At 62.0% G+C, this 19,279-nt stretch carries 16 protein-coding genes; 6 read left to right on the top strand and 10 right to left on the bottom strand.

The genetic code is table 11. The features are described 5' to 3' along the window. Nucleotides 1–230 precede the first annotated feature (230 nt). The 6 genes from O0882_RS03125 to O0882_RS03100 all read right to left on the bottom strand — a co-directional run bounded on the left by O0882_RS03125 (nt 231) and on the right by O0882_RS03100 (nt 4,796). The gene (locus O0882_RS03125; RefSeq protein ID WP_354670240.1) at nt 231–947 is read right to left on the bottom strand and encodes a response regulator transcription factor; all 717 of its coding nucleotides are present in this window, start codon (nt 945–947) and stop codon (nt 231–233) included. Continuing rightward, nucleotides 944–2,611 carry a histidine kinase gene (locus O0882_RS03120; RefSeq protein WP_289945285.1) on the bottom strand — a complete coding sequence of 556 codons (1,668 nt, stop codon included), beginning with the start codon at nt 2,609–2,611 and terminating at the stop codon, nt 944–946. The genes O0882_RS03125 and O0882_RS03120 overlap by 4 nt, the downstream gene beginning before the upstream one ends. Next, on the bottom strand, nt 2,608–2,754 hold the full coding sequence (locus O0882_RS03115; RefSeq protein WP_289945282.1) for a hypothetical protein: 147 nt from the start codon (nt 2,752–2,754) through the stop codon (nt 2,608–2,610). The genes O0882_RS03120 and O0882_RS03115 overlap by 4 nt, the downstream gene beginning before the upstream one ends. Before the next feature lie 67 nt (nt 2,755–2,821). Continuing rightward, nucleotides 2,822–3,793 (bottom strand): diguanylate cyclase, encoded by a 972-nt coding sequence (locus O0882_RS03110; protein ID WP_289945280.1) that lies wholly within the window; start codon nt 3,791–3,793, stop codon nt 2,822–2,824. A 5-nt stretch (nt 3,794–3,798) separates the two neighbouring features. Beyond that, nucleotides 3,799–4,425, bottom strand: coding sequence for a chemotaxis protein CheC (locus O0882_RS03105; protein WP_289945279.1), 627 nt, complete (start codon nt 4,423–4,425; stop codon nt 3,799–3,801). Nucleotides 4,426–4,427: 2 nt separating this feature from the next. Further along, nucleotides 4,428–4,796 carry a response regulator gene (locus tag O0882_RS03100; RefSeq protein WP_219136057.1) on the bottom strand — a complete coding sequence of 123 codons (369 nt, stop codon included), beginning with the start codon at nt 4,794–4,796 and terminating at the stop codon, nt 4,428–4,430. 206 nt (nt 4,797–5,002) lie between these two features. On the opposite strand from O0882_RS03100, the gene rpiA reads away from it, so the two are divergent. Beyond that, a complete protein-coding gene (gene rpiA / locus O0882_RS03095; protein ID WP_289945277.1) occupies nt 5,003–5,680 on the top strand; it encodes a ribose-5-phosphate isomerase RpiA in 678 nt (225 codons plus the stop codon). Nucleotides 5,681–5,716: 36 nt separating this feature from the next. Here rpiA and O0882_RS03090 read toward each other — a convergent pair whose 3' ends face one another. Next, nucleotides 5,717–6,286, bottom strand: a complete 570-nt coding sequence (locus O0882_RS03090; protein ID WP_354670250.1) for a DUF6622 family protein — start codon at nt 6,284–6,286, stop codon at nt 5,717–5,719. A gap of 128 nt (nt 6,287–6,414) precedes the next feature. Further along, complete coding sequence (locus O0882_RS03085) at nt 6,415–6,687, bottom strand: oxidative damage protection protein (protein ID WP_034750797.1); 273 nt, start codon at nt 6,685–6,687, stop codon at nt 6,415–6,417. 219 nt (nt 6,688–6,906) lie between these two features. Here O0882_RS03085 and kdsA point away from each other — a divergent pair, with 219 nt between their 5' ends. Further along, a complete protein-coding gene (kdsA, locus tag O0882_RS03080; RefSeq protein WP_289945275.1) occupies nt 6,907–7,752 on the top strand; it encodes a 3-deoxy-8-phosphooctulonate synthase in 846 nt (281 codons plus the stop codon). Between the two features lie 47 nt (nt 7,753–7,799). Here kdsA and argA read toward each other — a convergent pair whose 3' ends face one another. Beyond that, nucleotides 7,800–9,110 carry an amino-acid N-acetyltransferase gene (argA, locus tag O0882_RS03075; protein WP_046685875.1) on the bottom strand — a complete coding sequence of 437 codons (1,311 nt, stop codon included), beginning with the start codon at nt 9,108–9,110 and terminating at the stop codon, nt 7,800–7,802. A gap of 57 nt (nt 9,111–9,167) precedes the next feature. Here argA and hrpA point away from each other — a divergent pair, with 57 nt between their 5' ends. Next, complete coding sequence (gene hrpA, locus O0882_RS03070) at nt 9,168–13,364, top strand: ATP-dependent RNA helicase HrpA (protein WP_289945274.1); 4,197 nt, start codon at nt 9,168–9,170, stop codon at nt 13,362–13,364. Nucleotides 13,365–13,446: 82 nt separating this feature from the next. On the opposite strand, the gene O0882_RS03065 is transcribed toward hrpA, so the two are convergent. Beyond that, nucleotides 13,447–14,037 carry a PRC-barrel domain-containing protein gene (locus O0882_RS03065; protein ID WP_289945273.1) on the bottom strand — a complete coding sequence of 197 codons (591 nt, stop codon included), beginning with the start codon at nt 14,035–14,037 and terminating at the stop codon, nt 13,447–13,449. 345 nt (nt 14,038–14,382) lie between these two features. On the opposite strand from O0882_RS03065, the gene O0882_RS03060 reads away from it, so the two are divergent. From O0882_RS03060 to O0882_RS03050, 3 genes are all read left to right on the top strand, one after another. Further along, nucleotides 14,383–15,660: a PHB depolymerase family esterase gene (locus tag O0882_RS03060; RefSeq protein ID WP_289945271.1), complete on the top strand. Its 1,278-nt coding sequence runs from the start codon at nt 14,383–14,385 to the stop codon at nt 15,658–15,660. A gap of 282 nt (nt 15,661–15,942) precedes the next feature. Then, nucleotides 15,943–17,157, top strand: coding sequence for an MFS transporter (locus tag O0882_RS03055; protein WP_289945269.1), 1,215 nt, complete (start codon nt 15,943–15,945; stop codon nt 17,155–17,157). A gap of 83 nt (nt 17,158–17,240) precedes the next feature. Beyond that, nucleotides 17,241–19,274, top strand: a complete 2,034-nt coding sequence (locus tag O0882_RS03050; RefSeq protein ID WP_289945268.1) for a GNAT family N-acetyltransferase — start codon at nt 17,241–17,243, stop codon at nt 19,272–19,274. The last annotated feature ends 5 nt before the right edge of the window (nt 19,275–19,279 follow it).

Below are 19,279 nucleotides of genomic sequence, written 5' to 3'. Positions count from 1 at the left end.
TCGTGGTGGACCGTGGCGTGTGATTTGCACTCCGGTAACACCAATATAGAAGTGGGCAGCTTGATCTACATCAGAAGAACCTCCCTTTCCGGCAGGGAGGATATGCTCGATTTTTTTGGGACAATTGTCATGGCTGGGCTTGGCACGCGCAGGTGCAGGCCGAACGCATGCCTGGCGCTACGCTGGCAAAGCGGGCGCCCTGTGAGGGGATGCTGCTGCGGGAACGGGAATCAGCTGGTGGGCGGCAATTCGCCCAGCTGGTGCTTGGTGGCGTAAGCGTACAGTTCCAGGCGGTTGTACACGCCCAGCTTGCGGTAGATCGACGTCAGGTGATTGCGCAAGGTGTGTTCCGAGATGCACAGCTGGTCCGCCAGCAGCTTGGCTGGCGTGCCGCTGCCGTGCACCAGCGCGGCGATGATCTTTCTCTCCTTCAAGGTCAGGCTGGCCACGGCGATGGCGTGCGCCGATGCGCCGCCCGGCTGCGTCAGCTGGGTCATCATGCGCCCCAGCATGGCTTGCTCCAGCCACAGTTCGCCGTGATAGACCTTTTCGATGGCCTTGAGCACCATCTCGGCCGGCGCATCCTTGCTGATGATCCCGCGCGCGCCTTTGAGGATGGCCTGGTCCAGCGTGGCCTGGTCGTGGCTGGCCGTCAGCACCAGTATGCGTGTGTTGCCTTGCCGTACCAGCGCCGGCAGGATGGCCAGCGAACTGATGCCGCCCAGGTCCAGATCCAGCACGATGACATCGGGTTCCAGCGCCAGCGCCTGTGCCAGCGCTGCTGCGCTGTCGGACGCCGTGGCGACCACGCGCATGCCTGAGTGTTCGCCGCCGATCAGCCGTTCCAGGCCCCACAGCATGGTCTTGTGGTCGTCGACCAGCATGACGCGGATGCTGGTGTGGGTGTGGACGTTGGGCAGGTGCTGGCGTTCATTCATGTCGGTCATATCGGGATCTCGATCTGCACGGAAGTGTGGCCAAGGCGGCTGTGGGTGACGCGGGCGCTGCCACCGAGGGCAGCGGCGCGCTCGGCCAGCGAGTCGGGCAGGAAATCGGGCACGTGCGCGGCCGCGCATTCATTGTCGATGCTGATGTGCAGCGCGCCCTGCACGCAAGTCAGCTTGATGGCGCCGTGGCGCGCCGAGGTATGCTTGCGAATATTGCTCATGCCCTCGTTGACGATCTGGAACACCTCGGCCGCCAGGCGGTCGTTGATGTGCAGGTCGCCTTCGATGTGCAGGGTGATGTCGATGCCATAGAATTCGTGAATTTGTGCCGCCTGGCGGCGTAGCGCGACCAGCAGTTCCGGCTCGCTTTGCACCTGGCCGTTCTTGAAGGTGCGCGCATAGCTGCGCAGGTCGGCGATCACCTGGCCCGACATGAGGATCAGTTTTTCCAGTTCGGGCAGCAGCGGATTGCCCGGCGTGGCTTCATTGCGCAGGGCGGCCAGGCCGTGGCGCAAGCCGATGTATGGCTGCACGGCCGTGTCATGCAGGTCGCGCGCGATCTTTTCGCGCTCGCGCGAGGCCGCCTGCGATGCCAGGCGGTCGAGCAGATCGATGTTTTCAATGACGGGAAACGCCTGCGCGCCGATATGGCTGAGAAAAAGGGCGTCGGTCTTGCTCATGCTGGTGGCGCAGACGATAAAGATGCGGCCCTTGCCATTGCGCAAGGGCAGTGGCGCGCTGATGAAGGCGTGCGCTTCGAGCAGTTCGGCCAGACGGGCGCCTGCCGCGGCGTCATGCCGCAGCCAGCGCCCGCTGTGGGGATCGAGCATGCGCGCGCCGCCTGTCCACGGCAGCCAGGGGCCGACGGGCTGGTTGTACAGCGCGATTCTATCGTGCGCGAAAGCGAGCAGGGGACTGGCCGCGTCATCGCTGAGGAGCGAGTTGGTGTGCACGACGCCCGTTGCCGTATGCAGCACGCTGCGCAGCGACCAGACGCGTGTGCCCTTGTCCTGCATGACCAGCAGGCAACTGCGGCCGTTAAAATAACTGCGGGTTTTTTCCAGCACCGAGGTAATGGTCTGGTCGACACCGAAGCGCGGATTGGACAGCTGACTGACATCGCGCAGCAGTGCCAGGTGGCTGCGCTGCGTGATGGCCGAGCCGCCCCAGTAGGCGATCATGTAGCCGAGCGCCAGCAGGAAGGTGGCGCGCAGCAGCAGGCGCGACAGTTCCGCATCCGTTTCGCCGAACAGGGCTGTGGCTGCGAACAGGCCGGCCGAGGCCAGGGTGATGCGCGCGCCTTCCTCGAAGCCGCGCTGGAACGACGCGGTCAGGATGGCAAAGAAGAAAAACAGGAAAAACAGGTTGTTGTGGTTGCTGCTGGAGAATACGATCAGTGCATACCAGGCCACGTCCAGCCAGTACAGCAGAATATCTTCCGGCAAACGCAGGCCCAGGACGGCCAGCACATACAGCAGCAGGCTGTGCAGGGTGTACGCGGAAAAGATCAGCCAGGTGATCTTGCTCAGCTTGCCGGCGCTCTCGGGATCGATGAACAGGGTCAGCAAGGTAGCGCTCGACAGCAGCAGGCGCATGCCATTCACCATGGTCGTATCCGTGCCAGCACCCGGCAAGCCGGATTTGAAGGGAGGATCGAGATTCACAAGCGCTCCTGGCCGTGTCCCGCATGGGCAGGCCATGCGCATGGACAGATACCACAGACAAATTCTTGTTGTTGTTGTTGTTGTTGTTGTTGTTGTTGTTGTTGTTGTTGTTGTTGTTGTTGTTGTTGTTGTTGTTGCTGCAATCAGTTACGAGTCTACGCACACGCGGTAAAGATGTCTACTGGAATCCTTTGCCTGGCGTTGCATTTCCTATAATGGCTGCACCATCACACGGTTGCGCCCGGCGCCCTTGGCCAGGTACAGGGCGCGGTCGGCGGCGCCGATCAGGGCGGAGATGGCCACTTGCTGCTGCGGGTGCTGCGTGGCGATGCCGATGCTGACCGTGACGTGCTTGACCTCATTGTCCGTCTTGGCATGCGGAATGCGCAGCTCGGCCGCCCGTTCGCGGATCGCCTCGGCCATGCGCAGCGCCTGCGCGGCGTCCGTGTCGGGCAAGATGGCGGCAAATTCCTCGCCGCCATAGCGTGCCAGCAGGTCGCTGGGACGCTGCAGCATGGCGGCCAGTTCGGCTGCCACGCGGATCAGGCAGTCGTCGCCCTGCTGGTGCCCGTAATGGTCGTTGTAATCCTTGAAATGGTCAATATCGATCATCAGCAGCGACAGGGGGCTGCCCGTGCGCATGGCGCGCCGCATTTCCTTCTCGATCGCCACGTCGAAGTGGCGGCGGTTGGCAATGCCCGTCAAGCCGTCGGAAAACGTTTGTGAGCGCAGAACCATGGTCTGTTCGCGCAGCAGCTTTTCGCGGCCCACGGCGATGGTGACATCATTGATCTGGATCAGGCAGTGGCGCGGCGAAGCGGGTAGATTGATCGGCGTGACGGCGATCGCTTGCTGCATGCGCTCGCGGCCTTCTGCCGCGCCAACGCTTGCGCCATGCGTGTACAGGGCAAACGGCGCCTTGTGCAGGGTTTGCGACAATAGCGACTGGAAATTGTCGCGCAGGGCCTGGGTGATGGCTGAATCAATGCGCTTGTGCCGCAGTTCCGGATAGACGGCGAAGAAGTCCTGCCCCAGCACGGCGTCGGCCCGATATGCCGAGTGGCGCGCCATCCAGTGGTTCCACAGCACGATGCGGTGCTGCTCGTCGAGCACGATGGCGCCCAGGTTGACGGCACCAAGTATGCTTTCGAGCAGGGCGAGTCGGTGTAAGGCATCCGGCATGATCGTCACGCCTGTCCCAGGACCTTGGCCAGATAGTGGCTGACCTGCTGTTTCAGGTCGTGCAAGGCGGACAGGTCGAGCACGAAGGCGACATAGCCGTGGATCTGGTGCTTGGACAGCACGAAGTCGATATGCAGCATCAGCACGACAGCCTCGTCATCGCGGCCACCGAACGAGGACAGGATTTCCGCGCTGGTGCCCACGTGGTACAGGGGCAGCGAACCATGCAGTTCGCTGTTGAACAGGTTGGCCAGGGTGCCCACGCAGGAGTTGAGGATGATGTTGCCGATTTCGCTCATCGCCTCCTGTTCCATTTCCGTCAGTTCCTGCAGCGGCATGGCATCGCCCACCATCAGGCGCACGATTTCCAGGCTCTTGTCTTCCGGGAACATCAGGATGGCTTCGGTGGCGAAGGCGCCATCGTAATGCTGGCTGACGCCGCAGATGCGTTCGCCATCCTTCTTGCTGCCCAGCAGTGCAGCCGCGTCGGCACGGTTCAGGAACGTGATCGACGGCACCGACATGGTCACTTCTTCATTGACGATCTCGCTCATCGCGGCGGCCGCATGGCCCACCCCGATGTTGAATATCTCTACCAGGGCATCGTTTTCGAGTTCGGAGAGATTGATCATGCTCACAGTCCCAGTGATTCGATCAGCTGATGGATGCGGGTTTCCGTGATCGGTTTTTCCATGAAGCCGACGCCGAGCTCGCTGGCACGGTTGCGGATGGCGTTTTGCACATTCGCCGTGACGAGAATGATGTGCGTTTGCGGACACAGCACGCGCAATTGTTCCGCTGCCGCCACGCCGCCCATGCCGGGCATGTTGACATCCAGTAATATCAGGACAGGGTTGACTGTCTTGACTTTTTCCAGGGCTTCTTCACCTGTCGCCGCCTCAATCACTTGCCAGTCGGCATGTTTGCTGAGGATGAACTGATGCGACATCAAACGTGAAACCCGGCTGTCATCGACAACAAGTACCTGTTTACTGTGATTCATGTGCTATTCCTGAAACGTCATATCGGTCGATCATTCCATTTTCGCATATTTTAAAGGCCATAGAGAGTAATTGAATGGGGAATTGCCCTACGGCAATGTTTTCCCGCTTAGCTGTTGTATCTCATGGCATGGTCGGTCATCATGGCCGGCTAGCCGGGCTGGCAATCCGTTAAAATAGCGCCATTCCCCACTTTAGCCTGAATGTCATGACCCAAGACGAATTGAAGCAAGCCGTAGCAATCGCCGCCATTGATTATGTGGTCGACGGTGAAATCATCGGTGTCGGCACCGGTTCTACCGCCAATTTTTTCATCGATGAACTGGCCAAGATCAAGCACCGTATCAAAGGCACGGTCGCGTCGTCCGAAGCGACGGCCGCGCGCCTGGCAGGCCATGGCATTGCCGTCTTTGACCTCAACGACGTCGAGTCGATCGCCGTCTACATCGACGGTGCCGATGAAATCACGGCCAGCGGCGCCATGATCAAGGGCGGCGGCGCGGCATTGACGCGTGAAAAAATTGTTGCTTCCGTAGCGAAACAATTCGTCTGTATCGCCGACGGCTCCAAGCTGGTCGATACGCTGGGCGCCTTCCCGCTGCCGGTGGAAGTGGTGCCGATGGCGCGTGCCGCCGTCTCGCGCCAGTTGGCCGCGCTGGGCGGCACACCCCGCTTGCGCCTGAAAGCGGGCAGCACGGAAGCTTTTATTACCGACAACGGCGGCGAAATCATCGACGTGCTGGGCTTGCAGATCGCCGACCCGGTGGCGCTGGAACAGCAGATCAACCAGATCGTCGGCGTCATCGCCGTCGGCCTGTTCGCCGTGCGCGGCGCGAATGTTTGCCTGCTGGGCATGCCGGAAGGCGTGCGTACGCTGGCCTACTAAGGTGATAGCCGGCGTTCGCCGGCGTTGTCATCTGTCTTACACGGCGGCCCCTTGCGGGCCGCTTGTCATGTGCGCCTGGCGGTACACGGCCACGGTGCGCAGCAAGCCTCCGAGGAAGATGCCGCTGAAGCCACCGTAGGCGAGGCAGACGGGCACGCTGAAGCCGGTCGCATGGGCGTAGGCCGGTGCGATGGACAGGGTCACGGCGATCGCATATTTCATGCAAAAAATACTCATCATCAGGATCAAGGGCACCCAGCTGCCGGGACGCTGCACGCTGCTCCGCTGGGGAATGGCGACTATCTTGCGCGGATCGGCCAGCGTCCAGGCCAGCGCCGCACCGGCCAGGGCGCCGGCGCCCCAGGCGAATGGCGCGCTGCCGGCCAAGCCGAAGCTGCCGTATACGCCGCTCAGGGACAGGGCCAGCATGACCAGGGGAATGATGCACAGCTTGCGCAAGCTCACTTCGCGTGCGCGGCTGGCCAGCACGCCCCGGTACACGAGAAAGCCCAGGATGGCCCAGACGTACAAAGGAGTGTGGCTGAAGATGTGCTGCAACATGGTGTCCGCCTTGGTGTGAGGTTGTCGATGGACGTACTGTGCCAGCGTGCGGCGTGGGCGGCGAGCGGTGTGCGACGAAACGGGGAGGAGGTGCCGTGAAACGGCGGGGCAGGGCGTGAAACGCAGGTGAAACTGCCCGTGACGCGGCGGCCACGGGCGGGAATGCTTGAAACTTACTCGGTAGGGGGTACGTAACCCATGGCCGCATCGGCGCCGTCGCCGAAGAAATGCTTTTCCATTTGCGTGGCCAGGTATTTGCGGGCGCGTGCATCGGCCAGGTTCAAACGGTTTTCATTGACCAGCATGGTCTGGTGCTTGAGCCAGGCGGCCCATGCTTCTTTCGATACCGATTCGTAAATCTTTTTGCCCAGTTCGCCCGGGTACGGTGGGAAATCCAGTCCTTCGGCTTCCTTGTTGAGTTTGATGCAGTGGATCGTGCGGGCCATCTGTGCTCCTGAATCAGTGTAGAGATAAAGCGTGATTATAAGGCACTTTGCGCCTGCCCTCGCGGGGCCGTCGCGGCCCGGCCACGCGCCGTTTGCCGCACCCTTGCGCTGGATCAAATTTGATCTGTGCCGCCCTAGCTAGTAAGATGCCTTATCACGCCAGCCGCTGGCTGCGCCTCGTCCAAGCAAGTAGTAGCAATTAACCAATATGGAATCCGTATGACCTCAGTGAAAGTCCATGGCATCGACGTCAGCAATACCGGCAGCTTCGTGCTGTTTGGCGGCATCAACGTGCTCGAATCGCGCGATCTCGCCATGCGCGCCTGCGAAGAATATGTGCACGTGACGCAAAAACTGGGCATTCCCTATGTCTTCAAGGCCAGTTTCGACAAGGCCAACCGTTCATCGATCCACTCCTACCGTGGCCCGGGCCTGGAGGAAGGCATGCGCATCTTCCAGGATGTGAAGGCGGCGTTCGGCGTGCCCGTGATCACCGACGTGCATGAGCCATGGCAGGCGCAGCAGGTGGCCGAGGTGGTCGACGTGCTGCAACTGCCCGCCTTCCTGGCGCGCCAGACGGACCTCGTCGTGGCCCTGGCGAAAACGGGTAAAGTCATCAACATCAAGAAGCCGCAATTTTTGAGCCCTGGCCAGATGGCCAATATCGTCGAAAAATTCAAGGAAGCGGGCAACGATCAATTGATCCTGTGCGACCGCGGCACGTGCCTGGGTTACGACAACCTGGTGGTCGACATGCTGGGCTTTGGCGTCATGAAGAAAACCTGTGACGACCTGCCGATCATCTTCGACGTCACGCACGCGCTGCAGCAGCGCGACCCCGGTGGCGCCGCTTCGGGCGGCCGCCGCCAGCAGGTGGCGGACCTGGCCCGCGCTGGCCTGGCCGTCGGCATCGCCGGCCTGTTCCTGGAAGCCCATCCCGATCCGGACAACGCCCGCTGCGACGGCCCCAGCGCCTTGCCGCTGGACCAACTGGAGCCATTCCTGGCGCAATTGAAGGCGCTCGACGACCTGGTGAAGTCGTTTGCCCCGCTGAACATCAAGTAATGGTGTTTCAGTAAAGAAAAAGCCCGGCATGCCGGGCTTTTCCAGTTTTACAGTGTCTTGATGAGGACTTGGGATTTGCGCTGCCAGTTATACATATGCTGGCGGTCCTTCGGCAAATCGTCGACGGTGGCCGGCACGAAACCGCGTTTCTTGAACCAGTGCGAGGTGCGCGTGGTCAGCACGAAGAGTTTGTTCAGGCCGGCCGCGCGCGCGCGGTTTTCCATGTGTTTCAGGATGCGCTCGCCATCGCCCTGGGCTTGCACTTCCGGGTTGACCGTCAAACATGCCATTTCCGCCATCTTCTGTGCGGGGAACGGGTACAGGGCGGCGCAGCCGAAGATCACGCCGTCATGCTCGATGACGGAGAAATAATCGATTTCGCGTTCGATCAGCTCGCGGCCCCGCTTCACCAACGTGCCGTCCGCTTCCAGCGGTTCGATCAGCTTGATGATGCCGCCCACGTCTTCGATGGTGGCCTGGCGCAGGCTTTCCAGGTTTTCATGGCTGATCATGGTGCCCACGCCGTCATGGGTGAACAATTCCAGCAGGGCGGAACCGTCCATCGAGAACGGCACGATGTGCGAGCGCTCGACGCCGTTGTGGCATGCCTTGACGCAATGTTTCAGGTAGAACGCCGTAGCGTCCGGCAAGAAACCGGCCATCAGCACGGCTTCGGCCTGGTGCGACGACAGTTCGCGGATTTCCACGCCCGTGGCGTCTTCCATCATCGGCGTTTCGGTAATAAAAATCAGCTTGTCCGCGTGCAGGGCGATGGCGGCGCTGCACGCCACGTCTTCCATGGTCAGATTGAACGCTTCGCCGGTCGGCGAGAAGCCCAGCGGCGAGAGCAGCACCAGGCCGTCCGAACCGAGGATGGAATGGATGGTTTCGGCGTCGACCTTGCGCGTGATGCCCGTCAATTCCAGGTCCACGCCATCGATCACGCCCAGCGGGCGCGCCGTGATGAAGTTGCCTGAAATGATACGGATGGCCGCATGCGACATGGGCGTGTTCGGCAAGCCCTGGCTGAACGCGGCCTCGATATCGAGGCGCAGCTCGCCGGCAGCTTCCTTTGCGCATTCCAGCGCGGCGATGTCCGTGATGCGCACGCCGTTGTGGAAGCGGCCTTCGACGTTACGCAAGGCCAGTTGTTCCGCCACCTGCGGCCGCGAGCCGTAGACAACGGTGACATTGATGTCCAGCGCATGCAGCAGGGACAAATCATGGGCCAGCACCTGCAGCGCCCCGGCGCTGACGAGTTCACCGGGGAAGGCGACCACGAAGGTCTTGCCGCGAAAGGCGTGGATGTAGGGCGCGACGGAGCGCAGCCATTGGACGAATTGGGTAGGGTTTTCCATTAAGCGCATTATAATTCGCTGCGCGATGTGCGCGCTTAAAATACCTGTAAAAAAACAATGTCTTCAGCCAGCAATAAGTCTTCCCCTCCTTCCACCGTTGCAAATGTGCCCGCCAGCGCGGATATTGCCACGCCTGCCGCCGTGCCCGCGCAGGGCCGCCAGCGCCCACCCGTGAGCCAGCAAAGGCCGCAGCCGCCGCGCACGGAACAGCAGAATCAGCAACAGCAGCAGCGCGCCCCGCGTCCGCCGCGCGAGGGGCAGGCGCCACGCAATGAGCAGGCCAGCCGCGCAGAGCGCGAGAGCCGCGACGCGGCCCGCGCCGCGCGCGAGGCGGAAAAGGCTTTCCGCAATCCGCTGCCACCGATTACGTATCCGGAAGACTTGCCCGTCTCGGGCCGGCGCGCGGAAATCGCCAAGGCCCTGATGGAAAATCAGGTCATCATCGTCTCGGGCGAGACGGGTTCCGGCAAGACGACGCAGTTGCCGAAGATTTGCCTGGAGCTGGGACGGGGACAGAAGGGCATGATTGGCCATACGCAGCCGCGGCGTATCGCCGCTTCCTCGACGGCCAAGCGCATCGCGCAGGAGTTGGGCACGCCGCTGGGTGAAACCGTGGGTTTCAAGGTGCGCTTTACCGACACCCTGAGTCGTGGCGCTTCCGTCAAGCTGATGACGGACGGTATTCTGCTGGCTGAGACGCAGACCGACCCGTTGTTGAAAAATTACGACACCATCATCATCGATGAAGCGCACGAACGCAGCCTGAACATCGATTTCCTGCTCGGCTACCTGAAACAGCTGCTGCCGCGCCGGCCCGATTTGAAAATCATCATCACCTCGGCCACCATCGATGCGGAACGCTTTTCGCGCCATTTCGGCACGCCGGGAAAACCCGCGCCCGTGATCGAAGTGTCGGGCCGTCTGTACCAGGTGGAAGTGCGCTACCGTCCCGTGGAGCGCGAGCAGGTGGCCATGCCGGGTGCCGCCAACCCTGACAAGCCGGGCCAGCGCACCGCCGCCGCGCGCGAAAAGCGCGACCTGATGGATGCCGTCGTCGATGGCGTGGAAGAACTGTGCCGCATCGGCTCAGGCGATGTGCTGGTGTTCTTGCCCGGCGAGCGCGAAATTCGCGACTGCGCAGAAGCGCTGCGCAAGCACCATCCGCCGCACGTGGAAATCTTGCCGCTGTTCGCCCGTTTGTCCGCCGAAGAGCAGGAACGGGTCTTCAAGACCAGCAATGCGCGCCGCATCGTGCTGGCCACCAACGTGGCGGAAACCTCGCTGACCGTGCCCGGCATCCGCTACGTGGTCGACGCGGGCCTGGCGCGCGTGAAACGCTACAGCTATCGCAATAAAGTCGAACAATTGCAGGTCGAGCCGATCGCCCAGTCGGCCGCCAACCAGCGCGCCGGCCGTTGCGGCCGCGTGGCCGATGGCGTGTGTATCCGTTTGTACGAAGAGCAGGATTATTTGCTGCGGCCCAAATTCACGGAGCCGGAAATCCTGCGCTCTTCGCTGGCGGCCGTCATCCTGCGCATGAAATCCTTGCACCTGACGGACGTGGAAACATTCCCCTTCATCGAGCCGCCGCTGGCGCGCGCGGTGGCCGACGGCTACCAGTTGCTGCAGGAGCTGGGCGCCGTTGACGAGGTGAACCAGCTCACGCCGCTGGGCAACAAGCTGGCCAAGCTGCCGCTGGACCCGCGCGTGGGCCGCATGATCCTGGCCGCGCTCGATAACGCGTGTCTGACGGAAGTGCTGATCGTCGCCTCGGCCTTGTCCGTGCAAGACCCGCGCGACCGCCCGATGGAGCATCAGCAGGCGGCCGACGAGGCGCACAAGAAGTTCGCCGATGAAAAGTCGGAATTCTTGAGCTACCTGAAAATCTGGCGCTGGTTCGAGTCCGCCATCGAGCACAAGAAAACCAACCGCCAGCTGCAGGACAATTGCCGCACGAATTTCCTGTCGCAGATGCGCTTGCGCGAATGGCGTGACGTGCACTCGCAGTTGCTGACCATCGTCAAGGAGCAGGGCTGGCGATTGAATGAGGCACCGGCCACCTATGACAATCTGCACATGGCCTTGTTGACTGGCTTGCTGGGCAATATCGGCTTCAAGGGCGAGGACGAGCCGGGCGCCGGGTATCTGGGCGCGCGCGGCATCAAGTTCCATATCTGGCCCGGTTCCTCGCTGCTGAAAAAGCCGGGCAAGTGGATCATGGCGGCCGAACTGGTCGACACCACGCGATTGTATGCGCGCTGCGTGGCGCAGATCCAGCCCGAATGGCTGGAAAAAGTCGGCGAACATTTGCTGAAGAAATCGTGGGGCGAGCCGCGCTGGGAAAAACGTTCGGCGCAAGTGACGGCGTCCGAACGGGCGACCTTGTATGGGCTGGTGGTGTACAGCCAGCGCCGCATCAATTACGGCAATTTCAACTTGCCGGAAGCGCGCGAAATTTTTATTCGCGACGCCCTCGTCGGCGGTGACTTCGACACGCGCGCGCCATTCTTTGCGCACAACCACAAGCTGATCAAGGACATTGAAAACCTCGAACACAAATCGCGCCGCCTGGACGTGCTGGTCGACGATGAACTGATCGCCGCCTTCTACGACAAGCTGCTGCCGGCGGACGTGTGCAATGGCGCCGGTTTCGAAAAATGGCACAAGGAAGCCACGCGCGAGAACCCCAAGCTGCTGTATCTGAACCGCGAAGAGTTGATGCGCCACGAGGCGGCCGGCGTGACCACCGATCTGTTCCCGAAAACCATGTCCGTGACGGGCCTGGAAATGGGCCTGACGTATCACTTCGAGCCGGGCAGCGTGCGCGATGGCGTAACCTTATCCGTGCCGCTGTATGCGCTGAACCAGTTGCCGCGCGAGCGCTGCGAATGGCTGGTGCCGGGCATGCTGAAGGAAAAAGTGCATCTGCTATTGAAATCCTTGCCGCAAAAGCTGCGCCGCCACTGCGTGCCGCTGCCTGACTATGCGGCGAAATTCTGCGAGCGTGTGCATGAAGCTGGCGTGTTTGGCCGCGGCGATTTGATCGACGCCATCATCCTCGACATCCGCACGCAGATCACGATCAATGTGCTGACGACGGATTTCAAGCCGGAGACCCTGCCTGCCCATCACTTCATGAATTTCAAGGTGATCGACGAACATGGCCGCCAGCTGGACATGGGCCGCAACCTGGCCACGCTGCAGGCGGAATTCGGCGGCCAGGCGCGCCAGAGTTTCCAGAAGCTGGCCGAAGTGTCAGGCGTGTCGGGCACGGCCACGCCAGGTGCCAAGGTGGCGGGCGCGCAAGTGGCGTCGCGGCTGCAGGCACAGAACGCCACGGTCGCGGCAGGCAAGGGCGCGTCCGCCGCTACCGCACCGGCATCGCCGAATGCCACCGTCTCGCAGCACATGGGTTTGACGGCCTGGACCTTTGGTGAATTGCCGGAGCTGCTTGAAATTGTGCAGGGCAAGCTGACCCTGATCGGCTTCCCCGCGCTGGTTGACAAGGGCACGCATTGCGACCTGGAAGTGTTTGACGACCCGACCGTGGCCGCGCGCACGCACAAGATCGGTTTGCGCCGCCTGTTCGCGCTGCAAATGAAGGAGCAGATCAAGTACGTCGAGAAAAGCATCCCTGGCCTGCAACAGATGGGCATGCAGTTCATGGCCCTCGGGTCGCAGGAAGAGTTGCGCGAGCAAATCATCAACAAGGCGCTCGACATCGCTTGCCTGCAAGATCCGCTGCCGCTGGACGCCGCCTCGTTCGCCAAGCGCCAGGCGGAAGGCAAGTCGCGCCTGGTTCTGCTGGTCAATGAAATCGCCCGCCTGCTGTCGCAAGTGCTGACGGAATTTCACGGCTTGCCCAAGCGCCTGCAGAATATCCCGGCAGCGGCGGCGGCCGATATCCAGTCGCAGCTGCAGGGACTCGTGCATAAACGCTTCCTGACGGAAAACGAGTACACGCAGCTGGCGCACTTCCCCCGCTATTTGAAGGCGATCAATGTGCGCCTGGAAAAACTGCGCGCCGACCCCGCGCGCGACACCAAGTTGATGGCCGAATGGCAATCGGCGGCCACACCCTACCTGCGCCAAGCCAAGGACCGCCAGGCCGGCAAGAACACGGACCCGAAACTGGTCGATTTCCGCTGGATGCTGGAAGAGCTGCGCGTGTCGCTGTTTGCGCAGGAATTGCGCACGCCGATGCCGGTTTCTGCCAAGCGCTTGCAGAAAGTATGGGAATCGATGCAGCGGTAGGTTCATCCCCAAGCAAAGACTGGGGTCGTACCCTCAGGGTACGACCCCGGCCCTTGCCTGTCGGGTTTGTCTGCGTGGTCCCTTAACTACGCTCGTCGCGCCCATCATCGCCGAGCGCCGAACGCGAGCCCAGGTCGCCCTGGCTGCTGCCCGTGCCGGCGCGGCTGCCGCTCATGGAGGTGCCGGACATGCTGCTGTCGCTGCCCGATTGCAGGCTGGCGCCACCGCGCAAGTCGCTGCCCGATGGCATGCGTCCTGCTGCCATGACACCGCTGCCGTAGCGCGTGCCGCTGCCATAGAACGCTTCCATCTGCTGGTTCCAGGCATCGCTGCCCATGTCGGGCCAGTTGTTCTTGTCGAAACCGGGTGCGTCTTTCAGCTGGTTTTTTTCCACGTTCAGCAGGAAGCGCTTGTTGACGGGGTCCAGGGTCAGGCGTTCCCAGGGCACGGCAAACAGCTTGTCGCCCATGCCCAGGATGCCGCCGAAGGACAGCACGGCATAGGCGATCTGGCCCGTGCGCATGTCGAGCATGATTTCCTTGATGTCGCCCAGTTCCTCGTCGCTGTGATTGTAGACATCGTCGCCGAGCAGGGTGTCGGCCCCCATCAGGGCCGGCCCCGGGCCGTCGTTGTTGCGGTACATGCCCAGGATGTCGCGGTCCAGATAGCTCATGGTGTTTTCTCCTCGTGTGAAGTGCTGATCGAACATCCAGATTAAGCATACGGACCTGTTTGCGTTTGATCTGCCTCAATGGTGTTAAGTAACCCCCAATAAATTATTATGATTTCTGACTTCCATAACCGGCGCTCTGCGGCGTTGCCCGCTGCTAGCAGTGCTCGCACTGCGTCGCAGTGGGCGCCTTGCATAGCATCCGGTTCTGTTCGTCATAAATTCACAATAATTTCCTGAGGATTACTTAGCGGCACTTTTGTCGGTGCGCAAACGTACGGTGTTGTCAGCCAATTGCGGTACTCTATACGTTCTACGGAGGAGGCCGCACATGCTGACGATGCAACGATGCACAGGGATGAACTGGCGCTACGCTCCACCACGACACGCGCGCGATTTTCCATGGTGAAGCCCGCCACCAAGTGGCTGCGCGGGCTATTGCGCGCCGGCAAGGCGCAACAGCGCACGGCGAGCAAACTGGCCAAGGTGCTGTTCGGGCCCGTGCCGGCCAAGCCCACGCCTAAACCTAAACCCCGCGGCAAGACCGTATCCAAGCCCAAGCCCAAGCCCAAGCCCAAGTCCAAGCCCAGGCCGACGCCGCGCGCCAGGCCCGCCAGCGACGCCGTGCCCGCACTGGCGCCGTTTGCCACGCCCCTGTCGCCCCCGCGCGTGCGCAAGCGAACGGCGCCCCCGCCGGGCAAGTGGCTGGCGGCCCACTATGCGCCGTTGCCGGAGCTGGGGCAGTTGCCGGGCCGGCGCCTGCCGTATTTCCTGTACCTGCCCGAAAAAGCGCCGAGCGTCGCCATGCGCAGCCGGGGCCGGCCGCTGCTGGTGATGCTGCACGGCTGCGAACAGAGCGCCACGCAGTTTGCCGAAGGCACGCGCATGAACCGCCTGGCCGAACGCAAGGGCTATGCCGTGCTGTATCCGCAGCAATCGTTGCGTTCGCATGCGCGCCGCTGCTGGAAGTGGTATGACAAGCTGACGCAGGAGGGGGGCGGCGATGTGCGCCTGATCGTCGGCGCCATCGAGCAAGTGGCGGCCCGCTACGCGATCGACCGCGCGCGCATCTATATCTGCGGCATTTCCGCCGGCGCCGGCATGGCGCATATCGTGGCCCTGAACCATCCCCATCTGTTTGCCGCACTGGGCCTGCATTCGGGGCCCGTGTTTGGCGCCGGGCATAACCTGATCGGCGCGCTGGGCGTGATGCAGCATGGCGCCGCCGCCCGTGCCGACGCGGCCATCGATGAAGTGCTGGCGCGCCAGCCCGCGTTTCCCCGCCTGCCCACTATCCTGCTGCAAGGGCTGGCCGACAAGGTGGTGCGGCCCATCAACCAGACGCAGCTGGTGCGCCAGAGCGTGCGCGTGAACCGCCTGCCAGCCGATACCTTGGTGACGGCGCAGCGCCTGCCGGGCGGCGCGGCGGGCGGGCGCAATCCGGCCCATGCGTATGCACTGCACGATTATCAGGTGGGCCAGGAGGTGCTGCTGCGCGTGGCGCAGGTAGAGCACCTTGAACACGCGTGGAGCGGCGGCGACGCCAGCCTGCCGTTCAACGACAAGGCCAAACCCGACGCCAGCAAGATGCTGCTCGATTTCTTCGCCAGCCACCGCCGCCGCTAAGCCAGCCTGCCGCGCGCCGCAACGGCGCGGCAGGCACTGGTATGCATCGCTTCTGCCTTCCCCCATCGCCGGCCGTGCCCTCCTCAGCCCCGGCAGCGCCTGCCGTGCTGCCCTCGATTTTAAAGTGGTATTGCTACGGTATTTAAAAATCACAAAAAAAGGCGATAAAAGTCCTAACTGGTATACAATTGGTACACGTTTTCAGTGTGATCCGTATCCGCCGTCCCATGCCCCGACGGCAGATACGCACTGACGGCAGCCACCCACGTTACGGAATGCGCCATGTCCATCCAGTCCAGGCAATTGCTGTGGTTTTTTGCGTTTTTCCTCGTTTTTGAGTTGAATATCTATCTGTCGAACGACATGATCATGCCGGCCATGCTGGGCATCGTCGACGAGTTCCAGGCGGAGGCAAAATTTGTCCCGCTGTCCCTCAGCCTGTATCTGCTGGGCGGCAGTTCGCTGCAGATTTTCCTGGGACCCCTGGCCGACACCATCGGCAAGCGCAAGCTGGTGCTGACTGGTAATACCTTGTTCTTGCTGGCCACCTTGGCGGTGCCGTTTGCTACTTCCATCGAGCAATTTCTCGCCCTGCGTTTCATCCAGGGCATGGGCTGCTGCTTCATCTTTATCGGCTATGCCATGATCCATGAACTGTTCGACGACATGGCCGCCGTCAAGCTCAGCAGTATTTTGTCGAGCACCACCATCCTCGCGCCCCTGGCCGGTCCCATCCTCGGCAGCGCCATCATCAGCCGGCTGGACTGGCGCTACGTGTTTTTCCTTTCCGGCCTGCTGGCGCTGCTGTCCTTGCTGGGCCTGTTCAAGAGCATGCCGCGCGCGGCGCCGACACAGCCGCGCCTGGATGGCCGCGCCATCGTGCGCAGCTATGTCGCCATTTTCAGCAACGGGCGCTTCATGTTCGGCATGTTCACGGCCGGGCTGGCCACCGTGCCCCTGACTGCCTGGATCGGCTTTTCGCCCATCTTCGTGCTGCGGGAGATGGGCGCGTCCTACGCCACGTATATCGCGCTGCAATGCGTGATTCTGTCCGGCTTTGTCCTCAGCAGCATCGCCATCCAGCGCCTGCGGCAGGATTTCCCGCTCGTGCATCTGCTGCGCCTGGGCGGACTGATCGCGGCCGCCGGCATGCTGGGCGCCGGCGCGGGTCGCCACCACGTCGATGTGTTTGCCGCCTGCATGTTTGTCTATTCCATCGGCTTCGGCCTGTTCAACGGCGCCTTGCTCCGCAGCGCGATTACGGCCAGCAAGGAATCGATGACATTGACGACGGCCGCCATGAGCCTGCTTTATTGCATTTATCTGTCCGCCTGGCTGCAGCTGTACAACGTGCTGTGCCAGCGCTTCGGCTATGCGCTGGAAACGTATGCGCTGCTCAATATCCCCGTCATCGTGGTCATCGCCGCCTGCCTGCTGCTGTTTACGCGGGGCATGGCGGGGCGCCGGGAAAGCGAGGTGCGGCTGGCCCGGCACTGATGGCGCCACGCTGCGCATGTTCCCGACCTTGTTTTACTTCCTGCGACGTTGATTGACACTCTCCTGTGGAAAATGGTGCGCCCATGAAAATAGATGACCTGGCCTCAAAACACGATCAAGCAAAGATTTTCAGCCTGGAATACGAGTTCCGCATCCACCGGCTGAAACTCGATTACATCACCCTGGCCGATGTCCGGCCGGCCGGCAGCGATCTGGAACAACTGGCCGCGGAGCACCAGGCGGGCATCGCGGCCCTGCGCAGCTTTGTCGCCGGCAATTTTACGTATTTCAATGCGGCAAGCTGTTCCTCGCTGAGCTGCATCCCCACGCGCGCGCTGGGCGATGACGAGCGCTACCTGCACCGCATCTGGATGGGCGGGCCGCTGCCAGCCATCGCCTGTGAAGCGATCAGGCAGTGGGGCGCGGCGCTGGACGAGGTGCGGCACAACGGCGGCGCGCCGTATGTCTCCATCCTGTGGGTATGGGATGCGGAGCAATTGCGCAATGACGCGCGCTTCAGCCCCACGGGCGGCGCCGGGCGCTACACGATAGGCCGCTACGCCATCGGCGGCACGACGCTGCACATCAACTCGCTGCGCGCGCTGGCGCTGGACTTTGCGCCGGCCCGCTTCGACATCCTCGATACCCTGCATGCGCAGCGCTACTTCGCCACCTTGTCCGATTATTTCCGCATCCTCATCATGTGCGAATACGGCGGCATGTATATGGATGTCGACACGATCCCGCACAATCCGGCGACGATTTTCCTGATGAAGCCGGAAGTGCCCGATTATTTCCAGCGCAACGCTGATGACAGCCAAGAGCGCCGGCATGTCAGCTGGATGAATCTGTTTCTCGATGAAACGGGCATGCTGATCGCCAAGAAGAACGATGCCGCGCTGCGTGTGATCCAGCGCAATGTGAACCTCGCTTATGCGCGCATCGATGGGGAAATTCCCCATTCCTGCCCGCAATTCGAAGCGCAGCTGTTCGGCCAGTTCTATGCCGAATGGAAGAAAAACCTGGGGGTGACCCTGCTCAGCCATGCCGAGTTTTACCAGCGCTATTGCGTGCTGTATGACGGCGCGCGGGAAGCGGTGGCGGGCGGCATCCGCGGCATGCGCTTGCTGGACGATATCATTACCGAGATGCACATCCCCTTGAGCGACGAGGAGCGGCGCGCGTATGCGCGCTGCGTGGCGCGGCTCGATGAACTCGACTGGCAACTCGACGATCCTTTGCGCCTGCCCGACATCGTCGACGTGTTCGATATCGAGGAAGTGCCGCGCATGGCGTATGCGGCCCAGCTGCGGGCCGACATCGATCACTTCCACTATTACTCGGTGCTGTCGGACGACCCGCAGCTGGACCGCGTGAATGCCGTCTTTTGCCGCTACCTGCTGGCCCACCGTTCACAGCATATTGCCGTTGGCAACTTCTGGCGCCCCACCGTGGGCCGCCACGGCAGCCGCATGCCGGCCATCGGCGATGCGGCCCCGCCAAGTGACGAGGCGCAGGCGGGCCTGCTGTCGCATGCGCCGCTCAAACTGGTGGCGGGCGAACTGCTGGGTGACGAGACGAAGAACCGTATGGCGAAACTGCTGTTTGCCACCAGCTACCTCGAATACTGCTCGTTCGGCAATAAACTCAATCTGCAATTCGTCGAATTGCAGCGGCGGCAAAACATCGACCCGTATCTGGCGCACATCCACGGCTTGCATGACGAAGACGGGCGTTTCATCGGCTTTTTTACGGCGGCCACGATGGATGAATTCCAGGCTTGCGGCGCCGTTTCGTATTACCGCGACGATATGAAGGCGCTCGACGATGCGTATGACGCATTCGTGCTCGCGCATGCGCGCGCCGACGACTGTTTCGTCAGCAGCCTGGCCATCGACGAGAAATACCGGGGCCAGGGCTTATTCAGGCAAATGTTCCATGAAATCCGCGACCTGGCCAGCCGCAAGGGCTGTGCGCGCATCACCCTGACGGTGTGGGAAAAGAGCGAAGCGCTGCAGGTGTATCTGCACAAGGGGTTTCGCAGCGTGGGCACGTTCGACTATGCCTACAGCCTGTTCTATGACCGGCTGCACTTCCTCGTGTACGAAGGCGATTAAAGCGG

It is taken from the genome of Janthinobacterium sp. SUN073 (assembly GCF_030397665.1).
Taxonomy (GTDB): domain Bacteria; phylum Pseudomonadota; class Gammaproteobacteria; order Burkholderiales; family Burkholderiaceae_D; genus Janthinobacterium.
Note: the sequence above shows the minus strand (reverse complement) of the source record. Positions and strands in the feature narration are given on the sequence as shown.